Origin of the sequence: Arthrobacter sp. 49Tsu3.1M3 (assembly GCF_900168135.1) — a bacterium.
Classification (GTDB): Bacteria; Actinomycetota; Actinomycetes; order Actinomycetales; family Micrococcaceae; genus Arthrobacter.
Genome location: NZ_FUZD01000005.1, coordinates 165,422 through 186,678, shown reverse-complemented (window position 1 = coordinate 186,678; position 21,257 = coordinate 165,422). Strand labels below are relative to the sequence as shown.

General features: G+C 67.5%; 21 protein-coding genes and 2 tRNA genes. 9 read left to right on the top strand and 14 right to left on the bottom strand.

From position 1 onward, the window contains the following. The first annotated feature begins 27 nt into the window (after positions 1–27). Positions 28–1,611 (top strand): alpha/beta hydrolase, encoded by a 1,584-nt coding sequence (locus tag B5X90_RS08805; protein ID WP_179129089.1) that lies wholly within the window; start codon positions 28–30, stop codon positions 1,609–1,611. Between the two features lie 114 nt (positions 1,612–1,725). Next, positions 1,726–1,798: transfer RNA gene (locus B5X90_RS08800), tRNA-Thr, on the top strand. A 677-nt stretch (positions 1,799–2,475) separates the two neighbouring features. On the opposite strand, the gene B5X90_RS08795 is transcribed toward B5X90_RS08800, so the two are convergent. From B5X90_RS08795 to B5X90_RS21595, 5 genes are all read right to left on the bottom strand, one after another. Further along, positions 2,476–3,039: a DUF805 domain-containing protein gene (locus tag B5X90_RS08795; RefSeq protein ID WP_079552040.1), complete on the bottom strand. Its 564-nt coding sequence runs from the start codon at positions 3,037–3,039 to the stop codon at positions 2,476–2,478. Between the two features lie 41 nt (positions 3,040–3,080). After that, entirely contained in the window at positions 3,081–3,257 is a 177-nt protein-coding gene (locus tag B5X90_RS21255; protein WP_179129088.1) for a hypothetical protein, read from the bottom strand. Positions 3,258–3,484: 227 nt separating this feature from the next. After that, entirely contained in the window at positions 3,485–4,228 is a 744-nt protein-coding gene (locus tag B5X90_RS08790) for an HNH endonuclease family protein (RefSeq protein ID WP_372702882.1), read from the bottom strand. Positions 4,229–4,384: 156 nt separating this feature from the next. Continuing rightward, positions 4,385–6,016, bottom strand: a complete 1,632-nt coding sequence (locus tag B5X90_RS08785; protein WP_256860136.1) for a cellulase family glycosylhydrolase — start codon at positions 6,014–6,016, stop codon at positions 4,385–4,387. Further along, positions 6,013–6,138 carry a hypothetical protein gene (locus B5X90_RS21595; RefSeq protein ID WP_256860135.1) on the bottom strand — a complete coding sequence of 42 codons (126 nt, stop codon included), beginning with the start codon at positions 6,136–6,138 and terminating at the stop codon, positions 6,013–6,015. Before B5X90_RS21595 ends, B5X90_RS08785 begins: the two co-directional genes overlap by 4 nt. Positions 6,139–6,328: 190 nt before the next feature. Here B5X90_RS21595 and B5X90_RS08780 point away from each other — a divergent pair, with 190 nt between their 5' ends. Then, the gene (locus B5X90_RS08780) at positions 6,329–7,645 is read left to right on the top strand and encodes an MFS transporter (RefSeq protein ID WP_079552036.1); all 1,317 of its coding nucleotides are present in this window, start codon (positions 6,329–6,331) and stop codon (positions 7,643–7,645) included. On the opposite strand, the gene B5X90_RS08775 is transcribed toward B5X90_RS08780, so the two are convergent. After that, positions 7,642–8,115: a hypothetical protein gene (locus B5X90_RS08775; RefSeq protein WP_079552034.1), complete on the bottom strand. Its 474-nt coding sequence runs from the start codon at positions 8,113–8,115 to the stop codon at positions 7,642–7,644. The genes B5X90_RS08780 and B5X90_RS08775 overlap by 4 nt on opposite strands. A gap of 148 nt (positions 8,116–8,263) precedes the next feature. Here B5X90_RS08775 and B5X90_RS08770 point away from each other — a divergent pair, with 148 nt between their 5' ends. After that, a complete protein-coding gene (locus tag B5X90_RS08770) occupies positions 8,264–9,238 on the top strand; it encodes a hypothetical protein (protein ID WP_256860134.1) in 975 nt (324 codons plus the stop codon). 36 nt (positions 9,239–9,274) lie between these two features. After that, positions 9,275–9,532 carry a hypothetical protein gene (locus tag B5X90_RS08765; protein ID WP_306292823.1) on the top strand — a complete coding sequence of 86 codons (258 nt, stop codon included), beginning with the start codon at positions 9,275–9,277 and terminating at the stop codon, positions 9,530–9,532. Positions 9,533–9,778: 246 nt separating this feature from the next. On the opposite strand, the gene B5X90_RS08760 is transcribed toward B5X90_RS08765, so the two are convergent. The 7 genes from B5X90_RS08760 to B5X90_RS08730 all read right to left on the bottom strand — a co-directional run bounded on the left by B5X90_RS08760 (position 9,779) and on the right by B5X90_RS08730 (position 16,478). After that, entirely contained in the window at positions 9,779–10,624 is an 846-nt protein-coding gene (locus B5X90_RS08760; RefSeq protein ID WP_079552030.1) for an aldo/keto reductase, read from the bottom strand. A 152-nt stretch (positions 10,625–10,776) separates the two neighbouring features. Continuing rightward, entirely contained in the window at positions 10,777–11,244 is a 468-nt protein-coding gene (locus B5X90_RS08755; RefSeq protein WP_079552028.1) for a hypothetical protein, read from the bottom strand. 7 nt (positions 11,245–11,251) lie between these two features. After that, positions 11,252–11,929: a bacterial proteasome activator family protein gene (locus B5X90_RS08750; RefSeq protein WP_079552026.1), complete on the bottom strand. Its 678-nt coding sequence runs from the start codon at positions 11,927–11,929 to the stop codon at positions 11,252–11,254. 161 nt (positions 11,930–12,090) lie between these two features. Continuing rightward, on the bottom strand, positions 12,091–12,282 hold the full coding sequence (locus tag B5X90_RS08745) for a YbdD/YjiX family protein (protein ID WP_079552023.1): 192 nt from the start codon (positions 12,280–12,282) through the stop codon (positions 12,091–12,093). A gap of 13 nt (positions 12,283–12,295) precedes the next feature. Next, positions 12,296–14,647 carry a carbon starvation CstA family protein gene (locus B5X90_RS08740; RefSeq protein WP_079552021.1) on the bottom strand — a complete coding sequence of 784 codons (2,352 nt, stop codon included), beginning with the start codon at positions 14,645–14,647 and terminating at the stop codon, positions 12,296–12,298. A 134-nt stretch (positions 14,648–14,781) separates the two neighbouring features. Then, positions 14,782–15,318 (bottom strand): PadR family transcriptional regulator, encoded by a 537-nt coding sequence (locus B5X90_RS08735; RefSeq protein ID WP_079552019.1) that lies wholly within the window; start codon positions 15,316–15,318, stop codon positions 14,782–14,784. Between the two features lie 176 nt (positions 15,319–15,494). Then, the gene (locus B5X90_RS08730) at positions 15,495–16,478 is read right to left on the bottom strand and encodes an NAD(P)H-quinone oxidoreductase (protein WP_079552017.1); all 984 of its coding nucleotides are present in this window, start codon (positions 16,476–16,478) and stop codon (positions 15,495–15,497) included. A gap of 163 nt (positions 16,479–16,641) precedes the next feature. On the opposite strand from B5X90_RS08730, the gene B5X90_RS08725 reads away from it, so the two are divergent. Beyond that, positions 16,642–16,729, top strand: a tRNA-Ser gene (locus B5X90_RS08725). Positions 16,730–17,367: 638 nt separating this feature from the next. After that, positions 17,368–17,814 carry a hypothetical protein gene (locus B5X90_RS08715; RefSeq protein WP_179129087.1) on the top strand — a complete coding sequence of 149 codons (447 nt, stop codon included), beginning with the start codon at positions 17,368–17,370 and terminating at the stop codon, positions 17,812–17,814. Positions 17,815–17,869: 55 nt separating this feature from the next. On the opposite strand, the gene B5X90_RS08710 is transcribed toward B5X90_RS08715, so the two are convergent. Then, a complete protein-coding gene (locus B5X90_RS08710; RefSeq protein ID WP_079552010.1) occupies positions 17,870–18,757 on the bottom strand; it encodes a helix-turn-helix transcriptional regulator in 888 nt (295 codons plus the stop codon). Between the two features lie 160 nt (positions 18,758–18,917). Here B5X90_RS08710 and B5X90_RS08705 point away from each other — a divergent pair, with 160 nt between their 5' ends. Then, a complete protein-coding gene (locus B5X90_RS08705; protein ID WP_256860133.1) occupies positions 18,918–20,162 on the top strand; it encodes an MFS transporter in 1,245 nt (414 codons plus the stop codon). Positions 20,163–20,287: 125 nt separating this feature from the next. Further along, complete coding sequence (locus tag B5X90_RS08700) at positions 20,288–21,091, top strand: VOC family protein (RefSeq protein ID WP_079552005.1); 804 nt, start codon at positions 20,288–20,290, stop codon at positions 21,089–21,091. The last annotated feature ends 166 nt before the right edge of the window (positions 21,092–21,257 follow it).

Sequence of the window (21,257 nt, the reverse complement as noted above, 5' to 3'; positions counted from 1 at the left end):
TCGTTCCTAGCCTCCAAGGAGAACCGCATGAAGCCTGCTCGACCCCAGTCCGCAAGATCCCGATCCCTGGCGATCGGCATGCGGGCCGTCGGCGCCGTGGCCCTGGCCCTCACGCTGGCCTCGTGCACCCTTTTCGGCGGCGGGGGCGGCAACGGGTCCAGTGCACCGGCCTCGGGGGCCGCGGGGCAGGCGGACCCGTCAATCGTGGCGGCCGCGCCGGCCGAGCTGCGCAGCTACTACTCCCAGCAGGTCGACTGGAAACCGTGTGAGGGCAACTTCCAGTGTGCCAAGATCAAGGTCCCCCTGGACTACAGCAAGCCCGACGGCGAGCGCATCGAGCTTGCCGCCATCAAGCTCCCCACGACAGGCGCCAAGAAGGGCACCCTGATGGTCAATCCGGGCGGGCCGGGCGGCTCGGGGTACGACTTCGTCAGGGATGCGGCCAACACCAACATTTCGGACAAGGTCCGGTCCGCCTACGACATCGTGGGCTTCGACCCCCGCGGCGTGAAGCGCTCCGCCCCGGTCACGTGCCTCACGGACAAGGAACGCGACGCGTCCCGCGCCAAGACCTATGCCCTGGACACCGACGCCGGACTGGACGCGGCCCTGGCCGACAACAAGGCCATCGCTGCCAAGTGCGTGGAGAAGACCGGCCCGGTCCTGGCCCACATCGACACCGTCAGCGCCGCGAAGGACCTCGACATCCTGCGCGGGGTGGCCAACGACACAAAGCTGAACTACCTCGGCTACTCCTACGGGACCCTGCTGGGCTCCACCTATGCGTCGCTGTTTCCCGACAACGTGGGCCGGTTGGTCCTCGACGGCGCCATTGACCCGTCGCTGAGCTATGAGGAACTGACCAGCGGCCAGGCCGTGGCCTTCGAAAAGGCCCTCCACGCCTATGTCGCCAAATGCCAGCAGACGTCCGGATGCCCCCTCACGGGAAGCACCGAGGAAGGCGTCCAGCAGATCCACAACGCCATCAGCGCGGCCGAGGCGAACCCGCTGCCGGCGAAGGACGGCCGGAAGGTCTCGGGCTCCACGTTTGTCAGCGGCCTGATCATCCCGCTCTACAACAATGACAACTGGCCGATCCTTACCCGGGCGCTCGCCACGGCCCTGGCCGGTGACGGCACGGGCATGCTTCAGCTGGCCGACTTCGGCGCCGACCGCGATCCCAGCGGCACCTACACGTCAAACAGCACCTTTGCCTTCAACGCCATCAACTGCCTGGACTACCCGATGGTGTCCGACACCGCGTCCATGCGGGCCGAGGACCAGAAGCTGCGCCAGCTGTCGCCCACCCTGGGTTACTACTTCGCCTATGGCGGCAGTAACTGCAAGGACTGGCCGTACAAGAACGTCCGGACCCCCGCCCCGGTCGAGTACAAGGGCTCGGCCCCGATTGTCGTAGTTGGAACCACCGGCGATCCCGCTACCCCCGTGGAATGGGCCAGCTCCCTGCGCAAGCAGCTTGGGAACGCCTCGCTGCTGACCTGGAAGGGCGAGGGCCACACGGCGTACGGCCGTTCCAACAGCTGCATCGGCAACGCGGTCGATGACTACCTGGTGGACGGAAAGGCCCCGGCGGACAACACCGTCTGCTAGGTCCGCGCCGGGGCCGCCGGGCGGCTTCGGCCGCTCATTTTGACCCGGACGCCGGGACTCTATTACAGTTGTCTCTTGCATGATCCGCCCGGTTCGCCGGGCATTCATGTGGTTGCTTCCTTAGCTCAGTTGGTAGAGCGTCTCACTCGTAATGAGAAGGTCGCCAGTTCGATTCTGGCAGGAAGCTCGGGAAGAACCCCGTATCGCCGCTGATTCAGCGGGGATACGGGGTTTTTTATTGGTTGCGGCGGGATTCGGATTGCTGGGTTAGGCTCCCACTATGAAGCGCCGGGGGCTACTTTTGGTCGTGTCTGGACTGCTACTCAGTGTGCTGGGCGCGGTGTTGTTGAGTCGAGGATCCGAAGTCACTGTTTGCCCGGCGAACGGGTACGCCTATGTGGGCGATGTGGAGCTGGTATTTGCGCACGAGCCGGCGGCGGTTGCTGCCTGCTTCGGGGAGGGTTGCACCCCGGCCACCGTGGTCAAGAGTCCAGACGGTAGGTGGCTGGTGCCACAGTCAGCGCCGTACCTGGCGCCGCCCGTTAGCGTGACCTCTGTCTATGTGGACGTGGTGGACGCTTTCCGCGCCCGTGTTGCGCGGGCGCTCCCGATCGAAACGGAATCAACCGGGGAACACCCGGACGGACCTGTTTGCGGGGGACCCTTCCGGTTCAAACCAGTGCACGTGCCCTGACTGCCCTGCAGGCCGTCCATCGCGCCTGCTTCGCGTGCTGAAAAGCGGCGCGCCCGGCGGCAGCACCTCCCGGGAGGCTCGGAACCCCGACCAAGAAGAAGGCCCCGCTGCCCACTGGGCGGCAGGGCCTTCTTGTAGTTCGTGCGGGGTCAGCGGGTGCGACCGGATGCTTATGCGGGGACGTCGAACCGCTGGCCCTCGGGTTTTGATTCCAGCAGCGTGAAGACGAGGAGAATGATGCCGCCGATAAACGGCACAAGGACGAGGAGGTACATCCAGCCGCTGAAGTTCGAGTCGTGGAGGCGACGGACCGTCAGGGCCAGGGAAGGGACAATGACCGCCAGGAACCAGACGGCTGCCAGGATCAGCCCAACAATGTAGGCGGGGCCAGGGACGCTGGTGCCGTTGGGGCCCAGTTTGGCGCCGGCCGCCGCACCGGAAAGCATGATGACGTTCAAGACGATCGAGACGAGGCCGGAGATGAGCATCCACCACCAGTATTCGCTCCGGCTGGCGCGGCCGGAGAACGTCCCGTACTTCTTGAAGAACCGCGACGCGGCCTCCGGCAGGGAAGCGCCGTAGAGCGGTGCCCAGAGTGGCACGGGCCCGGATCCCTGGGCCGGGTACGCCGCAGCAGCGTAAGGGTTCGGCGCCCACCCCGGGTTCTGCCGGGGCTGCTCGCTGGGCCACACCTGCCGGCCGCTGCCTTGCTGAGAATAATGGGGATCTGACATGTGAGGCTCCTTCACTGGTGTGGCGGGTGGATCCGGGAGGGTCAGTGGACGTCGGCTGCGGCGGAATCGCTGAAGTATGGTGCCTGGCCCGACGGGGGCAGGACATAGGCCCGGGCACGCTCGAGGTCGCGGCGTTGCGCGTTGTGGACCTCGAGGCGGTGACGGCCCGCGCTGACGGAGCTTGGGCTGCTGCCGAGTAGCCGGCGCGGTTGTGCCATGTTTCCCCCAATACCGGGCACCCCAGCGGGCCCCCGGCTGTCATGCTACCGGCGTTTTCGTCCCGTGGGCACTATGCCGTCCCGGAATATTTCCGCAGGTCAGGGGGCAGAAGGCGCCGACATCTTGGTGTGCCGCCCTCAGGGACGGAAGCTACTTGACGAGACGGCGGTTTGGGCGGGTTAGGCGGCGCAGACGAAGGTTCCCCTCAGGGATGCGCTGCCGTGGCCTATTTGCAGGTCGCCAGGATCCCGGCGATGGCGTCGTGCTCGGGCCGGGTCATCCACAGCTTGTACTTGGCCTTCACAGCAGTCTGGCGGGCGACGTATTCGCACCGGAACGCTTTGTTGGCTGGGAGCCAAGCATCAGCCGAGGAATCGGACTTTTGCTGGTTCGCGGGGCCGTCGGCGGACATCAGGTTCAGCGGATCGTTGGCGAGCTGGAGGCGCTGGGCGGCGCTGATCTGCTGGGCGCCGGTCTGCCAGGCCAGCGACAGGGGAATAATGTGGTCGATCTGGACGTCCGCCGAGTTCTCACCACGGGTGAAGGTGATGGTCTTGCCGGTGTATTTGTCGGCAAGCTTGCCGGAGGCGATGACGCAATCCCTGGTCCCGGGTTTGGTCGTCACGTCGGTGAGGTCACGGCGGAGCATGTCGTTGCGCGTGTCGCAGCCGTTGTGGTCCACATCGGACCATGCGGGACCGAACTGCCCGCGGCTGTAGCCGGTCTTCGGCGCCTTGCCCTTCACCGGGATGGACGCCAGCTGGGCCACGGCCGCGGCAACCTCGCCCGGGTGCGCGGAACCGGTGCCGGTGCCGGTGCCCGGAGCCTGGGACGCGGCCGCGCTGTGCACGGCGTCTGCGACTTTGGCGCCAACCTGCGCTGCGGCATCACAGCCAGCGAGGGAGCCTGCGAGAAGCAGGCCGGCAAGGACGGACAGGGACTTGGTGGCGGCGGAGCTGGAGATGTTCATGCCAATCATGAGTGCGACGAAAACGACCAGATTACCCGCACCCCGTTCCGCGCCCGCGCAGGCCCGAGCATGGAGTCGCTCACGTGCGGCTACGGTCGCGGCTCCAGCTGCTTCTCGTCAATACGTTGCGGGGTGAGGGCGACTTTGCGCGGCCGGCTACTTCAGGGTGAGCACCGGATTGACGGGAGCCTTGAGCGAATCCACCTGCAGGCCGACGGACAGTTTCTGGCCGGCGGTGACCTTGGTGGCCCAGTCCGAGCCGCTGCAGGTTACCGACACCTTGGGGACGACCGTGCAGCTGATGCCCCAGGAGTTGGCCACCCGGGTGACGTTAGGATCGGGCCAGCTCACCCTCCAACCGGCCGCCGCCCGGAGGCCGGTGACCTCGATATTGGCCACGTAGCCGCCGGTCCATGAACTGCCGAGTTTCCAGATCGCACTGATCGGCGCGCCCGACGTAGGTGTGGGGGTCGGCGTCGGCGTCGCGGTAACGGTCGGCGTCGGCGTGGCGGTCGCGGTCGGCGACGCGGTGACGGTCGGCGACGGCGTGGCGGTCGCGGTCGGCGACGCAGTTGCGGTCGGCGTCGCAGTGCCGTTCAGGATGGGCGCGAGCGCGGCCAGTTTGGCGGCCTCCGGGGTGCGCCAGTCCGCCTGGACAAGGCCTCCTGTAATGCCGCTGTTCGGGTTGAACGCCCAATACGCGAAGCTCATGGAATTGGTCCCGAGGTAGGAGACCATCTTCTCCATCCACTGCTTGTCCGACGTGGTTTGCAGCGCGGTACCGAACTCCCCGAGCAGAACCGGGGCGATGCCCTGCTTCTGGATGTAACCCCAGTTGGCATCCCACACGGCCGGCAGGTTGTTGGGGTAGCTGGGGTCGCTGAACCACTTCTGCGCAAACAGCGACGCCGGGTAGTCGTGCGGGGAATAGACCACCCGGTTGGGCGTGGCCAGGGTGACCGGCTTGTTCTTGACGTCGGCCAGGCCCCCGCCCCACCAGGTGGAGGTGCCGTTGCCCTGGTTCTCGATGCCCTCAACGATGATCAGCAGGTTGGGATTGGAGGCCAAGACGGCGTTGCCGCCGCGGGTGGCCGCGGCCTGCCAGTCGGTGGCGGCGGCGCCGCCCCACGTCGCCGCCCCGGCAGGCTCATTGTGGAGGTCGGCGCCGATGACGGTGGGATCGTTCTTGTAGCGGGCGGCGAGCATTTTCCAGTCAGCGATCCACCTCGACTCCGGGTAGGCGGAGGTGTACCAGAGCGGGGACTGGTCGGCAGAGGACGGCCGGTGACGGTCCAGGATGATCTGCAGGCCGTTGGCCTTCGCGCGGGCGATCACCGTGTCCATCAGGACCAGGGGCGTCTTGCCCTCCAGCGCGTAGGCGCGGTTGGCCCAGTAGTTCAGGTTGCCCTTGATGGATGCCGCTGCCAGGCACTCGTTGGAGAACGGCAGGCGGACGGTGTTGAATCCCATCGATTTGATGTTGGCCAGGGCCTCGTCGATGGTCAGGGTCCCCCAGAGCCCGTGCGGCATGCAGTCGGGCGTTTCCATGCCGAACCAGGACGCGGCCTTGATCGTATACGGGGCGTTGTTCGAGTCCAGGATCCTCCCGCCGGAGGTGTGCAGCCAGCCGGTGGGCGGCGGCGTTGTGGCGGCAGTGGCCAGGGGAAGCGAGGCCGCGGCGACGCCGGTGAGGGCCAGTCCGGCAGCCACAGCGATGCCCAGAAGTGTGGCAGTCAGGCTCGGGCGCCTTCCCCCGGCGTGGAGTGGCGGATTCGAAAACGGTTTCACAGTTCCTCCGTGAGAATGGCGTGCAGGCGCGGCCTGGTGTTGGTGCGGCTCTTGGCGCGCGGAGCGGCACCGAGGATGAAGGCCCCTCCCGGCGGATGCCGGCGGGTGCCGTCCGAACTCATGGGTGTGTTGCCTTTCAGTCCGTCATTGTGGGTCCCCCCGGCCCGCACAATACGGATCGGCTCTCAAAAAGTACCAAGCTGCCGCCCAGAAAGAACCCCTTTGGCCAATATTTCCTTCTGCGCCTCGACGCGGCCACGGGCCCCTGACCTGCGTATTGTCTTTTTCCGGGCCGTCCGTCAGCCTTAGGAAATGGAACGGCCCGGGCGCAGGATGCCAGCCCGCCAGCAATACCCGCCGTCGCGGTCCGGAAGCCAAACCGGGAATTGGCGGCACCGGCTGTGGGGCCCGGTTGTCGGCTTCGGCCTGGTCAGCCTCGCCGCGGACATGGTGTCCGACGGCGCCCGGCCGCTCGGCGGTCCCCTGCTGGCCCAGCTCGGTGCGTCCGCGCTGTTCGTCGGCCTCGTGACCGGCGCCGCGGAAGCCGCGTCCCAGGGACTCCGGCTGGTGTTCGGCCCCTGGGCGGACCGCACCGGGAAGTACTGGACGTTCACGATGGCCGGCTATGTGCTGACGGCGGTGTGCGTCCCGCTGCTGGCGTTGACGCCGTTCGCCGGGACCGCCGGGATGGCCCTGGCGGCCGTGCTCATCATCGGGGACAGGGTCGGCAAAGCCGTCCGCAGCCCGGCGAAAACCGTGCTGCTCGCCGCCGTCGCCGGGCCGGTTGGCCGGGGCCGTGGCTTCGCCGTCCACAAGTCCCTCGATCTGGCCGGGGCGCTCCTGGGCCCGCTGCTCGTCTCGGCGGTGCTGGTTGCCACCGGCTCACTGCCAGCAGCCTTTGCGGTGCTCATCATTCCGGCGGCGGCGGCGCTGGCGATCCTCGTATGGCTGCGTCGCCGCGTCCGGGATCCCGGCGCGGATAAGCCTGCGGCCGACCGCTCCGGCTCGCCGGAGCCGACCCGCGGGAAACCCGCCGGACGCCCGCCGTCGGCGTTCTCCGGCGTCTTCATCTTGTTCGCGTTGGCCGCGTTCTGCTGGAGCGCCGGACTGGTCGCCTTCGGCGTCATCTCCTACCACCTCACGGCCGACATGGCCGTCCCCGTCTCTGTGGTTCCGCTGCTGTACGCCGGCGCCATGGGGGCCGGCGCCGTCGGGGCCCTCGCCAGTGGCGCCTTTTACGACCGCGCCGGGGCGGCCGTGCTCCTGGCGCTGCCCGTGCTGATCATGGGCGTGCCCGTGCTGGCCCTGGCGCCGAGCGCCGGGCTCGTGGTCGCCGGTGTCCTGGTCTGGGGCGCCGCCACGGGGATCCAGGACTCCACGGTCAAGGCGCTGGTCGCCGATCTGGTGCCCCAACCCCGGCAGGGCACGGCCTACGGGGTGTTCGCGGCGTTCGAGGGCGCCGGCGCGTTGGCCGGGGGCGCCATGTACGGCTCACTGTACGGCGCACGGCCGGCGCTCATCGCTGCCGTGGCCGCACTCCAGGCAACAGCCCTTGTCCTGCTGTTCGTCACGCTGCACCGGGCACGGCACGCATTACCTGGCCAAAGCCCCGCGGAGGGGCTGAGTTAGCGCGCCCAGACCGAGGCCGCGCCGGAATGTCCCGTGATGATGCTCTGGTAAATGAAGAAGGCCCCCGCGAGGGCGGCGGCAATCAGCAGGGCTCCCCGGACAGTCCGGTTGCCCCGAAGCCCGCCAAGGAACGCCAGGCGCCGGCCAAAGGGCTCGTAGGTGACGATCAACATTGCCGCGACCAGGATGAAGAAAATCACGGAAACCACTTTGAGCACGTCACCCTGCTGGGCGTGCTCGTGGACCAGCGCCGATGCCGGACGGACTTTCTCCAACTGCTCGCCTGCCTGTGCGGTCAGGAGTGTTACTGGCACCAGCCCCAGTGACAACACGCCCAGGGGCCACGCCAGGTAGCCCCACCAGCGCCGCGCCACGGCATAAACGATGGCGCCTAGACCTGCGATGGGCGCTAGTACCACTACGGCGTGGACGAGCAGGACATGGGCCGGGAGCCCACCAATTTCGATCAAGTGAAATCTCCTCCAGAACGTGACGGCGCCGGGTCAGATGGCGGGGCAGCGAACCCGCGGCGGGTCAGACTCCTATGATTCTTGCATGGGATCGCGGGAACTAGCGGGCATAGCAGGGCCGCTCTATGCATTGCCCTACGGGGAGTTCGTGGCTGCAAGAACGGCCGCGGCCAAAGACGTCAGTTCCGCGGGCGTCACCGCCGCCGAGCAGCGTGCCCTGGCGGCCGCAGTCCGTGCCCTGCCCAAGCCGTCGGTGGCGGCATGGGCGGTGAATATTCTGGCGGCGCATAGCCCCGAAAGCCTGCGGGAGCTGGCCGCACTGGGGACGTCGATGCAGGCCGCGCAGGATGCCCTGGATGCAGCGGACCTCCGCCGCCTCGCCCAGCAGCGGCGCCAGCTCCTCGCCAGCACGGTGAGGGAGGCACAGGCCTTGGCGGCCCGGCACGGTCGGGCCATCAGCGCCGCCGTCGCGACGGAAGTGGAACAGACCCTGCGGGCCGCCACCGCCGATCCGGGGGCCGCCGCCGCCGTGCAGAGCGGCTGTCTGCTCCGGGCGCTCTCGGCGGACGGGGTCGACGTCGTCGATCTCGCCGGCGCAGTGGCTGTCCCGGGGAGCCATGCGGTCACGGTGCCCGGTACTGGAGCCGCGAGTGGAACGGCCAGCGTCCGCGGGACAGAACCAGCGCCCGGCGCCGGGGGGACCGAACCGGCGGACCTGACCGCAGAGCGCGGCGGAACTGCCGGCGGAAAGCCTACAACGGAGCAACCCCGCCTCCGGGCCGTCGGCACGGCACGGTTGACGGCGACGCCGTCGGCGGTGGAACGGGCGCGGGCCGCCCTGGAGGCGGCCGAAGTGGCCGCCGCGGAAGCCGACGAGGAGGCAGGGCGCGCGGCCGCGGAGCTGGCGGAGGTGACGGCGGAAACCACCCTGCTGGCCGACGAGGTGCGCGAGCTCAGGCGGCGTCTGGACGTGGCAGAAGCCGGGCTCAAAACGGCCCGGAAGGATCGCGAGCTGGCGGCGGCTCTGGCGCAGCAGACGGCACGGGCCGCCGAGCGGCAGCGCCGCAAGGAAGTCCTGGCGCGGGAACGGGTGCTGCGGCTCGGCAACACGCCGGAGCAGTGAACTCTTAGTGTCGGTGGTCAGTTGCACACTGGAATCATGGAGAAGAACCAGAATTTCCAGCAGGGTTTCCCCCACGATATCGAGTCAGATTACGAGGCGGATTTCAACGACGCACAGGACGGCGCACTGTATTTCGCGGTCACCTACCTGGACACCGACTGCGGCCGGATCCGCACCGAGAGCTTCGATGACGCTGCCGCCGCAGACCGCTTCGCCAGCCGCTGCGTTGCGGACGAAGACGGCTGGGCCGTGGTCGACGCAATCCCGGCGAAAGTGCGCAGGGCCGCCGCCTGACTCCGCAGACTTCGGGACCGGCGCCAGTGTCCGGGCCGTATTTCTCCGAGCGCGTGGGAGTGGCCGGTCATGGTCCCAGACCGCGTGAAGGGGCCGGACCGCGGGAAGGGACCGGATCGCGGGAAGGGGCCGGACCGTGGCAAGGGGCCGGACCGCGGGAAGGGGCCGGACGCCCGAAGGGCCTCCACCCCGTGGGGTGAAGGCCTTGTGCGAACACCGACTGGCCGCCGGCGTCGTGGGAGGTGCTTAGGCGAAGTCGGAGACCGCCGGATCCGGACCGATCCGGCCGGCATCTTCGGCGGAACGGTCCAGCCCGTTGATGGCCTGGATGTCGGTCGCGTCGAGGCTGACGTCCAGGCCCGCGTAGTTCTCGCGGATCCGGGACTCGGTCACGGACTTCGGGATGACCACGTTGCCGATGGCCAGGTGCCAGGCAATGACAACCTGGGCCGGCGTGGCGCTGTGCTTGGCGGCGATCTGGGCAATGACGGGGCTCTCGAGGAGCTCGCCGCCCTGGCCCAGAGGCGACCATGCCTGGGTGAGGATGCCCTTGGACGCGTTGAATTCGCGCAGGTCGGCCTGGCTGAAGAACGGGTGCAGTTCGACCTGGTTGATGGCCGGAACAACGCCGGTCTCATCGATCAGGCGCTGCAGGCCTTCCTTGGTGAAGTTGGAGACGCCAATGGTCTTGACCCGGCCCTGCTTCTGGAGCTCGATGAGGGCCTTCCAGGTGTCAACGTATTTGTCCTGCTTGGGCTGCATCCAGTGGATCAGGTACAGGTCCAGGGTCTCGAGGCCGAGCCGCTCCATGGATTCCTCGAACGCCTTCAGGGTGGACTCGTAGCCCTGGTCCGCGTTCCACAGCTTGGTGGTGATGAAAATTTCCTCGGGCTTGAGGCCGGAGCGCTCAACGGCGCGGCCCACGCCTGCTTCGTTGCCGTAGATCTTTGCCGTGTCGATGTGGCGGAAGCCGGCCTCGAACGCCTGGACAACCACCTTTTCGGCCACGTCATCTTCAACCTGCCACACCCCGTAGCCAAGCTGGGGGATGGTGTTGCCGTCATTGAAAGTCAGTTCCGGTGAAAAAGTCATATAAGTATCCTGCCAATTTCGGCGCCCTCCGGCCAGCGACAGGGCGCCGCTAAGCTAGGCGCGTAACCGGGAATACCTTGAATTTCAGGGAATGGCGGCAACGCCGGCCATGCCGGGAAGGGCCTGCGCAAAGGGCTAAGTCGCGTAGCGGCTCAGGCCCGCGTCAGCCCGCCGCCGTCGGCTTCCGCAAGCCGCCGCTCGGCGTCGTGGACTTGTTCCAGCACGGAATCGGCGCGCCGCCGCACCGAGGCGGCACCCACCGGGACCGGCCCCACGGCGAGCCGGAGCATCGCGGCCGCCTCAGCCGTCATGGCCAGGGAGTTGCCAGCCGTCGACAGGGCGCGGTGAACCCCTGCCAGCGGCCCCGGGATGTCCAATCCATTGCTGGGAAAGCGCCGCTGGGCCTCCACGCAGACCTGCCGGACCCTGGGCGCGAGCGCGGAAAGCTGATTGGCGATCTCGACGAGCTCGCCGTACAGGGCCTCGTCCTCGACCCCCTCAAGGACCTGGTGGTAGCGGTCAAGTCCGCGGTTGAACCGGTCGTGGGCGCGCCGCCAGAGCCCCTTGCCAAGTTCTGCGTCGTCCCTGCGGCCTTGCCGTGCTGCGCTGAAGAAGCCCAAGGTCGCGCTAAAGGTACTGGCCCGGACCGTGATCCGGGTCCGCGGGTTCGGGCGGCTCGGAGGAGTCTGCGCCAGGACGCGGCTCGGCGGCGCGGACCGGTTCGCCGTTCTCCCCGATGATGACGCCCGGCGCGATCACGGTTCCGGGGGGCAGCTGGCGCAGCTGCATCTGGGCGTAGGCGTGCTCCCTGGCCGCGTGCTGCGCCGCGATGGCCGTCTGGATGCCGTGGAAGAGTCCCTCAAGCCAGCCGACCAGCTGGGCCTGGGCTATCCTCAGTTCCGCGTCGGAGGGGGTGGCGTTCTCCGGAAAGGGAAGGTTGATCCGTTCGAGCTCCTCAACGAGCTCCGGGGCCAGGCCGTCCTCGAGTTCCTTGATGGAACGGTCGTGGATTTCAGCCAGCCGGACGCGGGCCGCGTCGTCCAGCGGCGCGGACCTCACCTCGTCCAGCAACTGCTTGACCATCGTGCCGATCCGCATGACCTTCGCGGGCTGGTCCACGAGGTCCTGAAGTTCGCTGCCCCGGGGCGGCCTGGGACCGGCACCGGATCCACCGGCGCGGCCGGGCGGCACTGCAGCCGGTGGCGCCAGGGGCGTCCCGGGCAGGGCGTCATCCACGGGTGTGCCTTCGACGGGCACGTCGTCGGCAGTTTGGGCGCGGGGCTGAGTGTCGTGCTGATCGCTCATGGCTTCATACTCTCACGCGCCGGGCGGCCCGGACCCGGCGTCCGCCGCAAGCGGAGGGGCGGCGTCGGACACCGTTGTGCCCCACGCCGCCCCTCCCCCGGCCCGGCCGCGCCAGCTGCTTAGCAACACGCGCCCAGCAACACGCGCCCAGCAGCACCCGCTCAGCAGCACCGCCCTTGCGGATTGGTGTCCTGCCGGTCGGTCCTGTCACGCCAGAACTCCCGCTCGGTGAGGGGAAGGCTGGTGTGCCCGGAGGCCTCATGGTGCTCCAGGTACTTCTTGTAGGCATCGGCGCCCAGCACACCGCCGAGGTACCCGGCAAACCCGCGGAACCCCGCGAGGACCGCGTTCACGCCCGGCCCCGCATCAGTGGTGCCCGGACTTTTCGAGCCGGTCTCCGGCCGGGAGCTGGTTCCACTCGGCCACGAGGTCACGCTCCGCCGCCGTGGGGACGAAGCCTGCCGGGGCGAAGACCCGGGAGGCCTGTGCGGGGTCTTCGTGCTCTTCGTTGGGCAGTCCCGCGGCCGTGTTCCGCAGGGCCTTGATGGTTGCCATCACTGCCGTGATGATGACGACGATGCTCAGCACCACGAAGATGATCGAGAGCCATCCCTGGATCATCGTGTTGCGGACCACGGCCTCCATGGCCGCCTGGGTCTTGGCGGTCCCAAAGGAGGTCTTGCCGTCCGCCAGAGCCTTGGCGAAGGCTGCGTTGTTGGCGAAGTAGCCCACGGCAGGAACGGGCGAGAAGATCTTGTAAAAGCTCGCCGTGATGGTCACGACGGCGGCCAACGCCAGCGGCGCCGCCACGATCCACAGGAACTTCGGGGCGGTGCGCTTGGCGGCGATGGCCAGGCAGACCGAGAGAGCGATGGCCGCGAGCAGCTGGTTGGCGATCCCGAACAGCGGGAACAGGGTGTTGATGCCGCCCAGCGGATCGGTGACGCCCATGAGCAGGACCGCGCCCCAGGCGGCCACCATGATGGCGGTGCAGAGCCAGGCGCCCGGGCGCCAGGAGTGCTCCTTGAACTTCGGGACAAAGTTGCCGATCGAGTCCTGGAGCATGAAGCGGGCAACGCGGGTGCCGGCGTCGACGGCGGTGAGGATGAAGAGGGCCTCAAACATGATGGCGAAGTGGTACCAGAAGGCCATCATCGCGGTGCCGCCGATAAACTGCTGCATGATATGGGCAAGGCCGACGGCGAGGGTGGGCGCGCCGCCCGAACGCGACACGATGCTTTGCTCCCCCACGTCCTTGGCCGTCTGCGCGAGATCACCGGCCGTGATGTTGACGCCGGACAGGCCCAGGCTGTTGACCCACGCGGCCGCGGTCTCGACGGTCCCGCCGGTCAGCGCCGCGGGGGCGTTCATGGCGAAGTAGATGCCGCGGTCAATGGAGATTGCGGCCACGAGGGCCATGATGGCCACGAAGGACTCCATGAGCATGCCGCCGTAGCCGATCAGGCGCGTCTGGCGCTCCTTCTCGATCAGCTTCGGTGTGGTGCCGGAGGCAATCAGCGCGTGGAACCCGGACAGGGCGCCGCAGGCGATCGTGACGAACAGGAACGGGAACAGGGCGCCGGAGAACACCGGACCGTTGTCCCGGCCGGCGAACTCGCTGAAGGCCGGCACGGTGATTTCGGGGCGGACCACGATGATGGCCAGCGCCAGCATCACAATCACGCCGATCTTCATGAACGTGGAGAGGTAGTCGCGGGGGGCCAGGAGAAGCCAGACGGGCAGGATGGCAGCGATGAAGCCGTAGATGATCAGGCCCCATGCGATGGTGACCTTGTCCAGGTGGAAGAACGCGGCACCCCATTCGGTGCCCGCCACGGCGCCGCCGCCGATGATGGCGGCCATGAGCAGCACGAAACCGATCAGGGACACCTCCATGACCTTGCCCGGCCGGATGAAGCGCAGGTACACGCCCATGAAAAGGGCGATCGGGATGGTCATGCCCACCGAGAAGACGCCCCAGGGGCTCTCGCCGAGGGCGTTGACAACCACCAGGGCCAGGATGGCGACGATGATCACCATGATGAGCAGGGTTGCGACGAGGGCGGCCGTGCCGCCGATGACGCCGAGTTCCTCGCGGGCCATCTGGCCCAGGGACCGGCCCCCGCGGCGCATGGAGAAGAACAGGACGAGGTAATCCTGGACGGCGCCGGCAAGGACGACGCCGATGATGATCCAGATCGTGCCGGGCAGGTAGCCCATCTGGGCCGCGATGACCGGGCCCACCAGTGGGCCGGCGCCGGCGATGGCGGCGAAGTGGTGGCCGAAGAGGACGTTGCGGTCCGTCCGGACATAGTCCTTGCCGTCGGCCTTGTATTCGGCCGGGGTGGCACGGCGGTCGTTGGGTTTGGTCAGGTAGCGCTCAATGACCTTGGAGTAGAAGCGGTAGCCGATCAGGTAGGTGCAGACGGAGGCGAACACAAACCAGATGGCGTTGACGGTCTCGCCGCGGATGATGGCGAGCATGAACCAGGCGATCCCGCCCAGCAGCGCGATGGCTGCCCACAGCGCGATCTTGGCGGGCGTCCAGGTGCGGTCCGCGGCGTCGCGGACGGACTCATCCACCGACGTCGGCGGGAGGGACGGGTCCGGAACGACCCCGTCGTCGAGCTGCGCGGTGCCGCGTGCGCTGCCGTGCGTGAGGTTGTTTGTGCTGTCGTTAGTACTGTCGCGTTGTGTGCCATCTGGCATTGTGCCCATGTCTCCTCCTTGAGAAACCCAGCTGGGCAGTCCACCGGTACAGAACTGCCCTCCGGCACCCTACCAATGCGGGCGGCCCACGGCCGCGGCCCTGCGCCCGGCGGTGTGGATGGCGCGACGAGCGGTCAGCCCGGCTATGCCCGGAGGTTGCTGAGCTGCATGAGGCGGGCCTCGCAGAGGTCCAGCCAGCGCACCTCGGCTTCGGTTTGGAAGATGAGGGAATCCAGCACCAGGAGCCTGGCGGTGTCGGCCGGGCGCTGAAGCGCGGCCGTGTCGCGGCGGGACTTGGTGTAGTCCTGCAGCGCGCGAATGGAGACCGTCCGCTGGGCCTGGATGATGGCGCCGACGTCTGTCCCGGGAATCGTGAGGCCCAGGGCGAGCTTGATGGCCAGTTCATTCCGGGGCGGATTCGCGCGGGATACCGGGGCCTTGAACCACTCGCCGACTTCAGTCCGGCCGGCCGGGGTGATGCTGTAGATGACGTGCCCGTCGCCGTCGCCGCCGTCTTTGCGGACCAGCCCGTCGCGTTCCAGCCGGTCCAGGGTGGTGTAGACCTGTCCGATGTTCAGCGGCCAGGAGGACCCGGTGCGGTCCTCGAATTCGGTCCGGAGCTGGTACCCGTAGCGCGGGCGGTCCTGCAAGAGCGCGAGGAGACTGTGACGGATAGACATGGCGCCCCCGGAATCGCTAAGTCACGAAATCACACAGCATACACGCGCCCCAAGACGCGTGTATACCGCGTATGGCACCACGCTATCGTCTTTGGTGCCCCTGCCGCAAACAGCGCATGCCCCGCACGGAATAAGTCGGCTCCGACCTGCGGTTTTAGGCCGGATCCGGCGCCCCGCTACATGACCAGCAGGACCTTGCCCACGTGGTCGCCGGAGTCCAAGTAGGTGTGTGCGGCGGCGACCTGGTCCAAAGGAAAGCTCTTGGCCACGAGGGGACGGATCCTGCCGTCGGTCAGCATCGGCCACACGGCGTCGCGGACGGCGTTCATGATCACGGTCTTTTCCTCCACCGGGCGGGGACGCAGCGCGGTGGCGATGATGGCTGCCCGCTTCTGCAGCAGCTGGCCAAGGTCCAGTTCCGCCCTCGCGCCGCCCTGCAGCCCGATTACCACGAGGCGTCCGTAGTCGGCGAGCGCATCGATGTTCTGCTCGAGGTACTTGGCCCCGACGACGTCGAGGATGACATCCGCGCCTTTGCCGGCGTTTTGCGCGCGCAGGCTCGCCGGGAAGTTTTCCTCCGCGTAGTTGATGGCGATGTCCGCCCCGAGGAAGGCCTTGGCGGTGCCGACTTTTTCCGCGTTCCCGGCCGTCGTGGCCACGCGGGCGCCCATGGCCTTGGCCAGCTGGATGGCCATGGTGCCGATGCCGCCTGTGGCTCCGTGGATGAGGACAGTTTCGCCCGGCTGCAGCTGCGCCGTCATGATCAGGTTGGAATAGACCGTCGCCGCGACCTCAGGCAGCGAGGCCGCCGTGACCAGATCGACGCCGTCGGGGATTCTCAGGACCTGCCCCGCGGGTACGGCCACCTGCTGGGCGTAGCCGCCGCCGGCGAGCAGTGCCACCACCTTGTCCCCCACGGAAAACGCCTTGGTCACGCCCGGGCCGAACCCCGCGATCCGTCCGGAGACCTCCAGCCCGGGGACCTCGGAGGCGCCCGGGGGCGGCGGGTAGAAGCCCTTGCGCTGCTGGACATCGGCACGGTTAAGGCCCGCGGCCACGACGTCGATCAGCACCTCGCCGGGGCCGGCCACCGGGGCCTGAACCTCACGGACTTCCAGGACCTCGGGTCCGCCGGGCTCTGAGATATAGACAGCCTTCATGGAGCACTCCCGATTCCTAACTGGCTCCGCGCACGTTCGCCGCGATCGCCAGGTCCGATCAACATCACTCCCCAGAATATGGCGGGGAGCTGCACGCGTCCGCAAGCGCACCGTGTTTTTGGTTTTTGTGGCAGCCGACTGCCTATGAAAGACTACTCGTTAGGGAAGGTTGTCCGAGCGGCCGATGGAGCTGGTCTTGAAAACCAGTGTGCGGTGACCCCGTACCAAGAGTTCGAATCTCTTACCTTCCGCGGGAGCGCAGATTTTGCGCGGTTCAGGGGCCGGCCCGGGGCGATCGAAAGATCGTTCCGGCCGGCCTCACTCGTCTCCGCGCCCGAGTGAAACTCCTGACCGGCCCAAGAATCTTCTGCTGTGAATGTTGCCGGTGCTGGCGGCCAACTGGCAGCCCAACGTAACGGTTCTGCACCGTCTTTCAGACCCGAGAATAATTTCCGGCCGCGTACCTGATACTTACGCTCGAGCGGGATATTCACCCCGCGGTCGCAAATATTGGGGGAACAAAAAAGTGGGTCTCAACCGCACTGGGTTTTACACGCATGTCACAATGGCGGGCATTGCTCTCAGCCTCGTCCTTGCCGGATGTGCATCACAGCCAGGAGCTGATCCTGCCGCTGCCGCTTCGCGCTCGACCACCGGGTCCACGGCTGGGGCCGCGCCGGCCGTGACGGCCACACCAACCGCCACTCCGGCACCGGTGGCACCGACCGCCAGCGCGGCACCGGCGGCTCCGGCCGCCAGCGCGGCACCCCCGGTAGCGCCGTCTAAACCGTCAGCGCCGTCAGCGCCGTCAGCGAAGCCTGCAGCTGCTGCGCGGAAGACGTTCACTTTCCCCGATGGCCACATTTCCTTCACGTATCCGTCGACCTGGATGGTGCGCACGGTGCTCCCGCCTGCCGGAACCGTCCCCGGCGTTGAAGCGATCGTTTCCGACGGCGCCGGCAACGATCTGCTCTCACTACAAAATGGCTTTACAACTGGTTGCGCGGCTGCGCCTACCTCGCGCGAAGTGTTCGATAAGGTGCAGGCTCCCGGGATGACCGCACCGGACGGCACTAAACCCGTTTTTGGATTCGCTGTGGAATCCTCTTCGACCCGCGATTTTTACGGTATGGGTCTCCGCGATCCTCGATACCTGCAGCAGGGCAAAGGCGTCACATCGGGCTGCGGACTCCTGGCAACGGGGAACGGCGGGCTAACCACGAGTGTTCTTTTCAACGACCCCGCGTTCCCGACCCGGGGCGCCGCTAAGGCATGGATGGCAACCGACCAATACGCCCAGCTTAAGGCGCTGCTCATCAGCCTGAAGTACGCCTAAGGCAACCCTGGCGCCGGGTAACACGCTGTGGCGGGCACGGAACTTGCCCTCCCCGTCAGCTGGTTGCCCGGCGCCGTTCGATCGTGGCGTCTTCGCTTGCACTCCAGCTGGCGAGGAGGTGCAGCCGTTCCGCTGAGGGCGAGCCCGGCTCGGCGGTGTAGACCAGGAGGACCAGGCCCGGCTCCGCGGTGATCGCAAGTTCCTCGTAGGCCAGGGTGAGTTCGCCGGCCACGGGGTGGCGAAAGCGTTTCGTCCCGGACCCGTGGGTGCGAACATTATGGGCACCCCACAGTGTCCGAAACGTCTCACTGCGGGTCGACAGTTCGCCGACAAGGTCCTGCATGGTGCGGTCGTGGGGGTCGCGGCCGGCTTCAGCGCGCATGATGCCGACGCACATCTCAGCGAATAAGTCCCAGTCGGGGTAGAAGTCGCGCGAGGCCGGGTCGAGGAACTGGAACCGCGCCAAGTTCGGGGTTCGGCCGCCGTCCCCGATCACCGGGGAGTAGAACGCCCGGCCCAACGCGTTCGTCGCGAGCAGGTTCTGGTACGGGTCGCGAACGAATGCGACGCCCTCGGTGATCGCTTCCAGCGCCCACTGCAGGCTCAGACGCGCCCCGGACTGGGCGGTCGGGCGCTTGCGCGACCGTCCCGAGGTCGGGATGCCGTCTGCGGCGCGGGCCAGGTCGAACAAGTGGGCACGCTCGGTGTCGTCCAGCCGGAGGGCACTGGAGATGGATTCGAGCACGGACGAGGACGCACCGGCGATGGAACCGCGTTCCAGCTTGGCGTAATACTCCACGCTGACGTCGGCGAGGACCGCAACCTCGCTGCGCCTCAATCCGGCCACCCGTCGGTTCGAGCCTGCCGCGAGGCCCGCATCTTCCGGCGTAAGTCGTGCACGGCGCGACATCAGGAACTCACGCACTTCACCCCGGTTATCCATGCCTCAAGGGTAAATCGCTGCGGCCGAACAAGGGGTTCCCTCCCGGTACACGTCTCACCGGGGACTCCCCCGCCCGCGGAAATCGGGCTTGACTGGCTACGCAGCCACGCTTGGCCAACCCCAACGCTGAGGCATTACCGCCACGCACGAAAGGAACCGCATGACGACCGCCACCACGCGAACACCGGCACAGGCAGACAGTGCATTAGGCGACGGCACACCAGAGAACAGCGCACAGGCAGACAATGCACAGCAAAGACTGCCCCTGACCGCACTTGTGGTCCTGGCCGCCATGGGATTTATCCTCGTCGCCACCGAGACGATGCCCGCCGGCCTGCTTCCTGTCATTGCCGCCGGACTCCACACCGGCGAAGGTACGGTGGGTCTGCTGGTCAGCGCGTACGCCCTTGGAACGGTCGTCGTCACCATCCCCGCGATCATGCTGACGCGTGGCATGCGACGAAAGCCGCTGCTGCTCGGCGGTATCGCCGGTCTCGTGCTTGCCACCACGGTCACCGCAGTCTCACCCGATGTGACGTTGTCCCTCGTGTCACGATTCTTTGCGGGCGCGTTCTCGGGAATCATCTGGGGAATGCTCGCCGCTTACGGGCGCCGCATCAGCCCGCCCAGGTACGCAGGGTTGTCCTTGGCCATCGTGTCCACCGGGGCGCCCCTCGGATTCGCGTTCGGCACCCCACTCGGCGCCTGGATCGGAACAGCTGTCGATTGGCGCTGGTCATTCGGTGCCCTGTCCGTCCTCGGGGTCATCGTGGCTGCGCTGATCCTCGGATGCGTCCCCGACGCCGCCGGCCAGCCGCGAGCGTCACGGCTCCCCCTGGGCCGGGTGTTCAGAATCCCCGGCGTCGCCGTCATCCTGGCCGTCATCGTCGCCTGGATGCTCGCCCACAGCACCATCTACACCTACATCGCCCCCTACCTCCGGGCCACCGGCACCGGCCTCTCCGCCAGCCTCGTCCTGTTGGTCTACGGCATCGCGTCCGTCGCCGGGGTCGCCGTCACCGGCGCGCTGCTGGACCGCCACCCGAGGCCCCTCCTTCACCTGAGTGTCACCGTGTTCGTCGCTTCCGGACTCATTCTGCTGATCGGACATGCATCGGTTATGGCCGTCCTGATCGCCGCCGCGCTCTGGGGCCTTACCTTCGGCGGCGCATCAGCCCAAGTCCAGGGGCCACTCACCACCGCCGGAGGCGACAACGCCGACGTCGCCAATGCATTCCTCCCGGTCGCCTTCAACCTGGCTATCTTCGGCGCGGGCATTCTCGGCGCCCTCCTCCTGACGCCATTCGACGGGCTGGTGCTCCCGGTCGCCATGACCGCCCTCGGCATCGCCGCCCTGCTGCTCACCGTGTACGGCCGACGCTCGGCATTCCCGCGCCGGCTCTGACCGGCTATGCATTGAAACTGTCCGTGCCCCGTCATAGTCTCTCTGTGTCTCCACCACCCCATCTCCACACAAACCAGAGTCCGGCCGCCGCACGTCACCGGCCGGCACAGAGAGCAGGAGCTTCCATGCCCACACCCGAGCACTCCAACGGCGCACCATGTTGGATCGACCTCATGACATCCGATGCCGAGAAGGCCAAGTCGTTCTACGGTGCGCTGTTCGGTTGGACGTACCAGACCGGCGACGAAGCAAAATACGGCGGCTACATCACTGCCTGGAAGGACGGCAAGTCCGTCGCCGGCCTGATGCAGAAGCAGGAGGATCAGGCCGCGTGGCCGGACATGTGGTCCACGTACCTGCGCTCGGGGGACGCCGCCGCCACCGTCAAGGCTGCAACGGAACACGGCGGCCAGGTCTACATGCCGCCCATGGACGTCCCCGAACAGGGCAGCATGGCGATGATCGCCGACGCCACGGGCGCCTCGGTCGGCGTGTGGCAGCCGGCTGAGATGAAGGGCTATGAACTGGCGGCCGAGCCCGGTGCCCCGGCGTGGCACGAGCTCCACGCCAAGGACTACGCTGCCGCCGTCAAGTTCTACCAGGACGTGTTCGGCTGGGACACCGACGTCATGAGCGACACCCCGGAGTTCCGCTACACCACCCTGGGCGCAGGCCCGGCGGCCAAGGCCGGGATCATGGACGCGTCTGCCTACCTCCCCGCCGAGGTCCCGTCCAACTGGCAGGTCTACTTCGCCGTGGAAGACGCCGACGCCTCCATCGAGACGGCCGTGTCCCTCGGCGCCAAGGTCATCGACGGGCCGGACGATACCCCGTTCGGCAGGCTCGCCACACTGACCGACCCCACGGGCGCGATGTTCAAGATCGTGGCTGACACCGGACAGGGCGGGCAGTCCGCCACGGACGCCTAATCGGCAAGGACAGCAGAGCTCTTCTCACCTAATTACAAAAATTGTTGTAGGAAATACCGGCCAGACCCTTCCCCGAGGGCTACTGGCCGGTATTCTGCTGTGGAGCGTCCGGTGGAGGCACCCGGACACCGCTCACCCGAATCACCAGTCACCAGTGCCCGGGGCT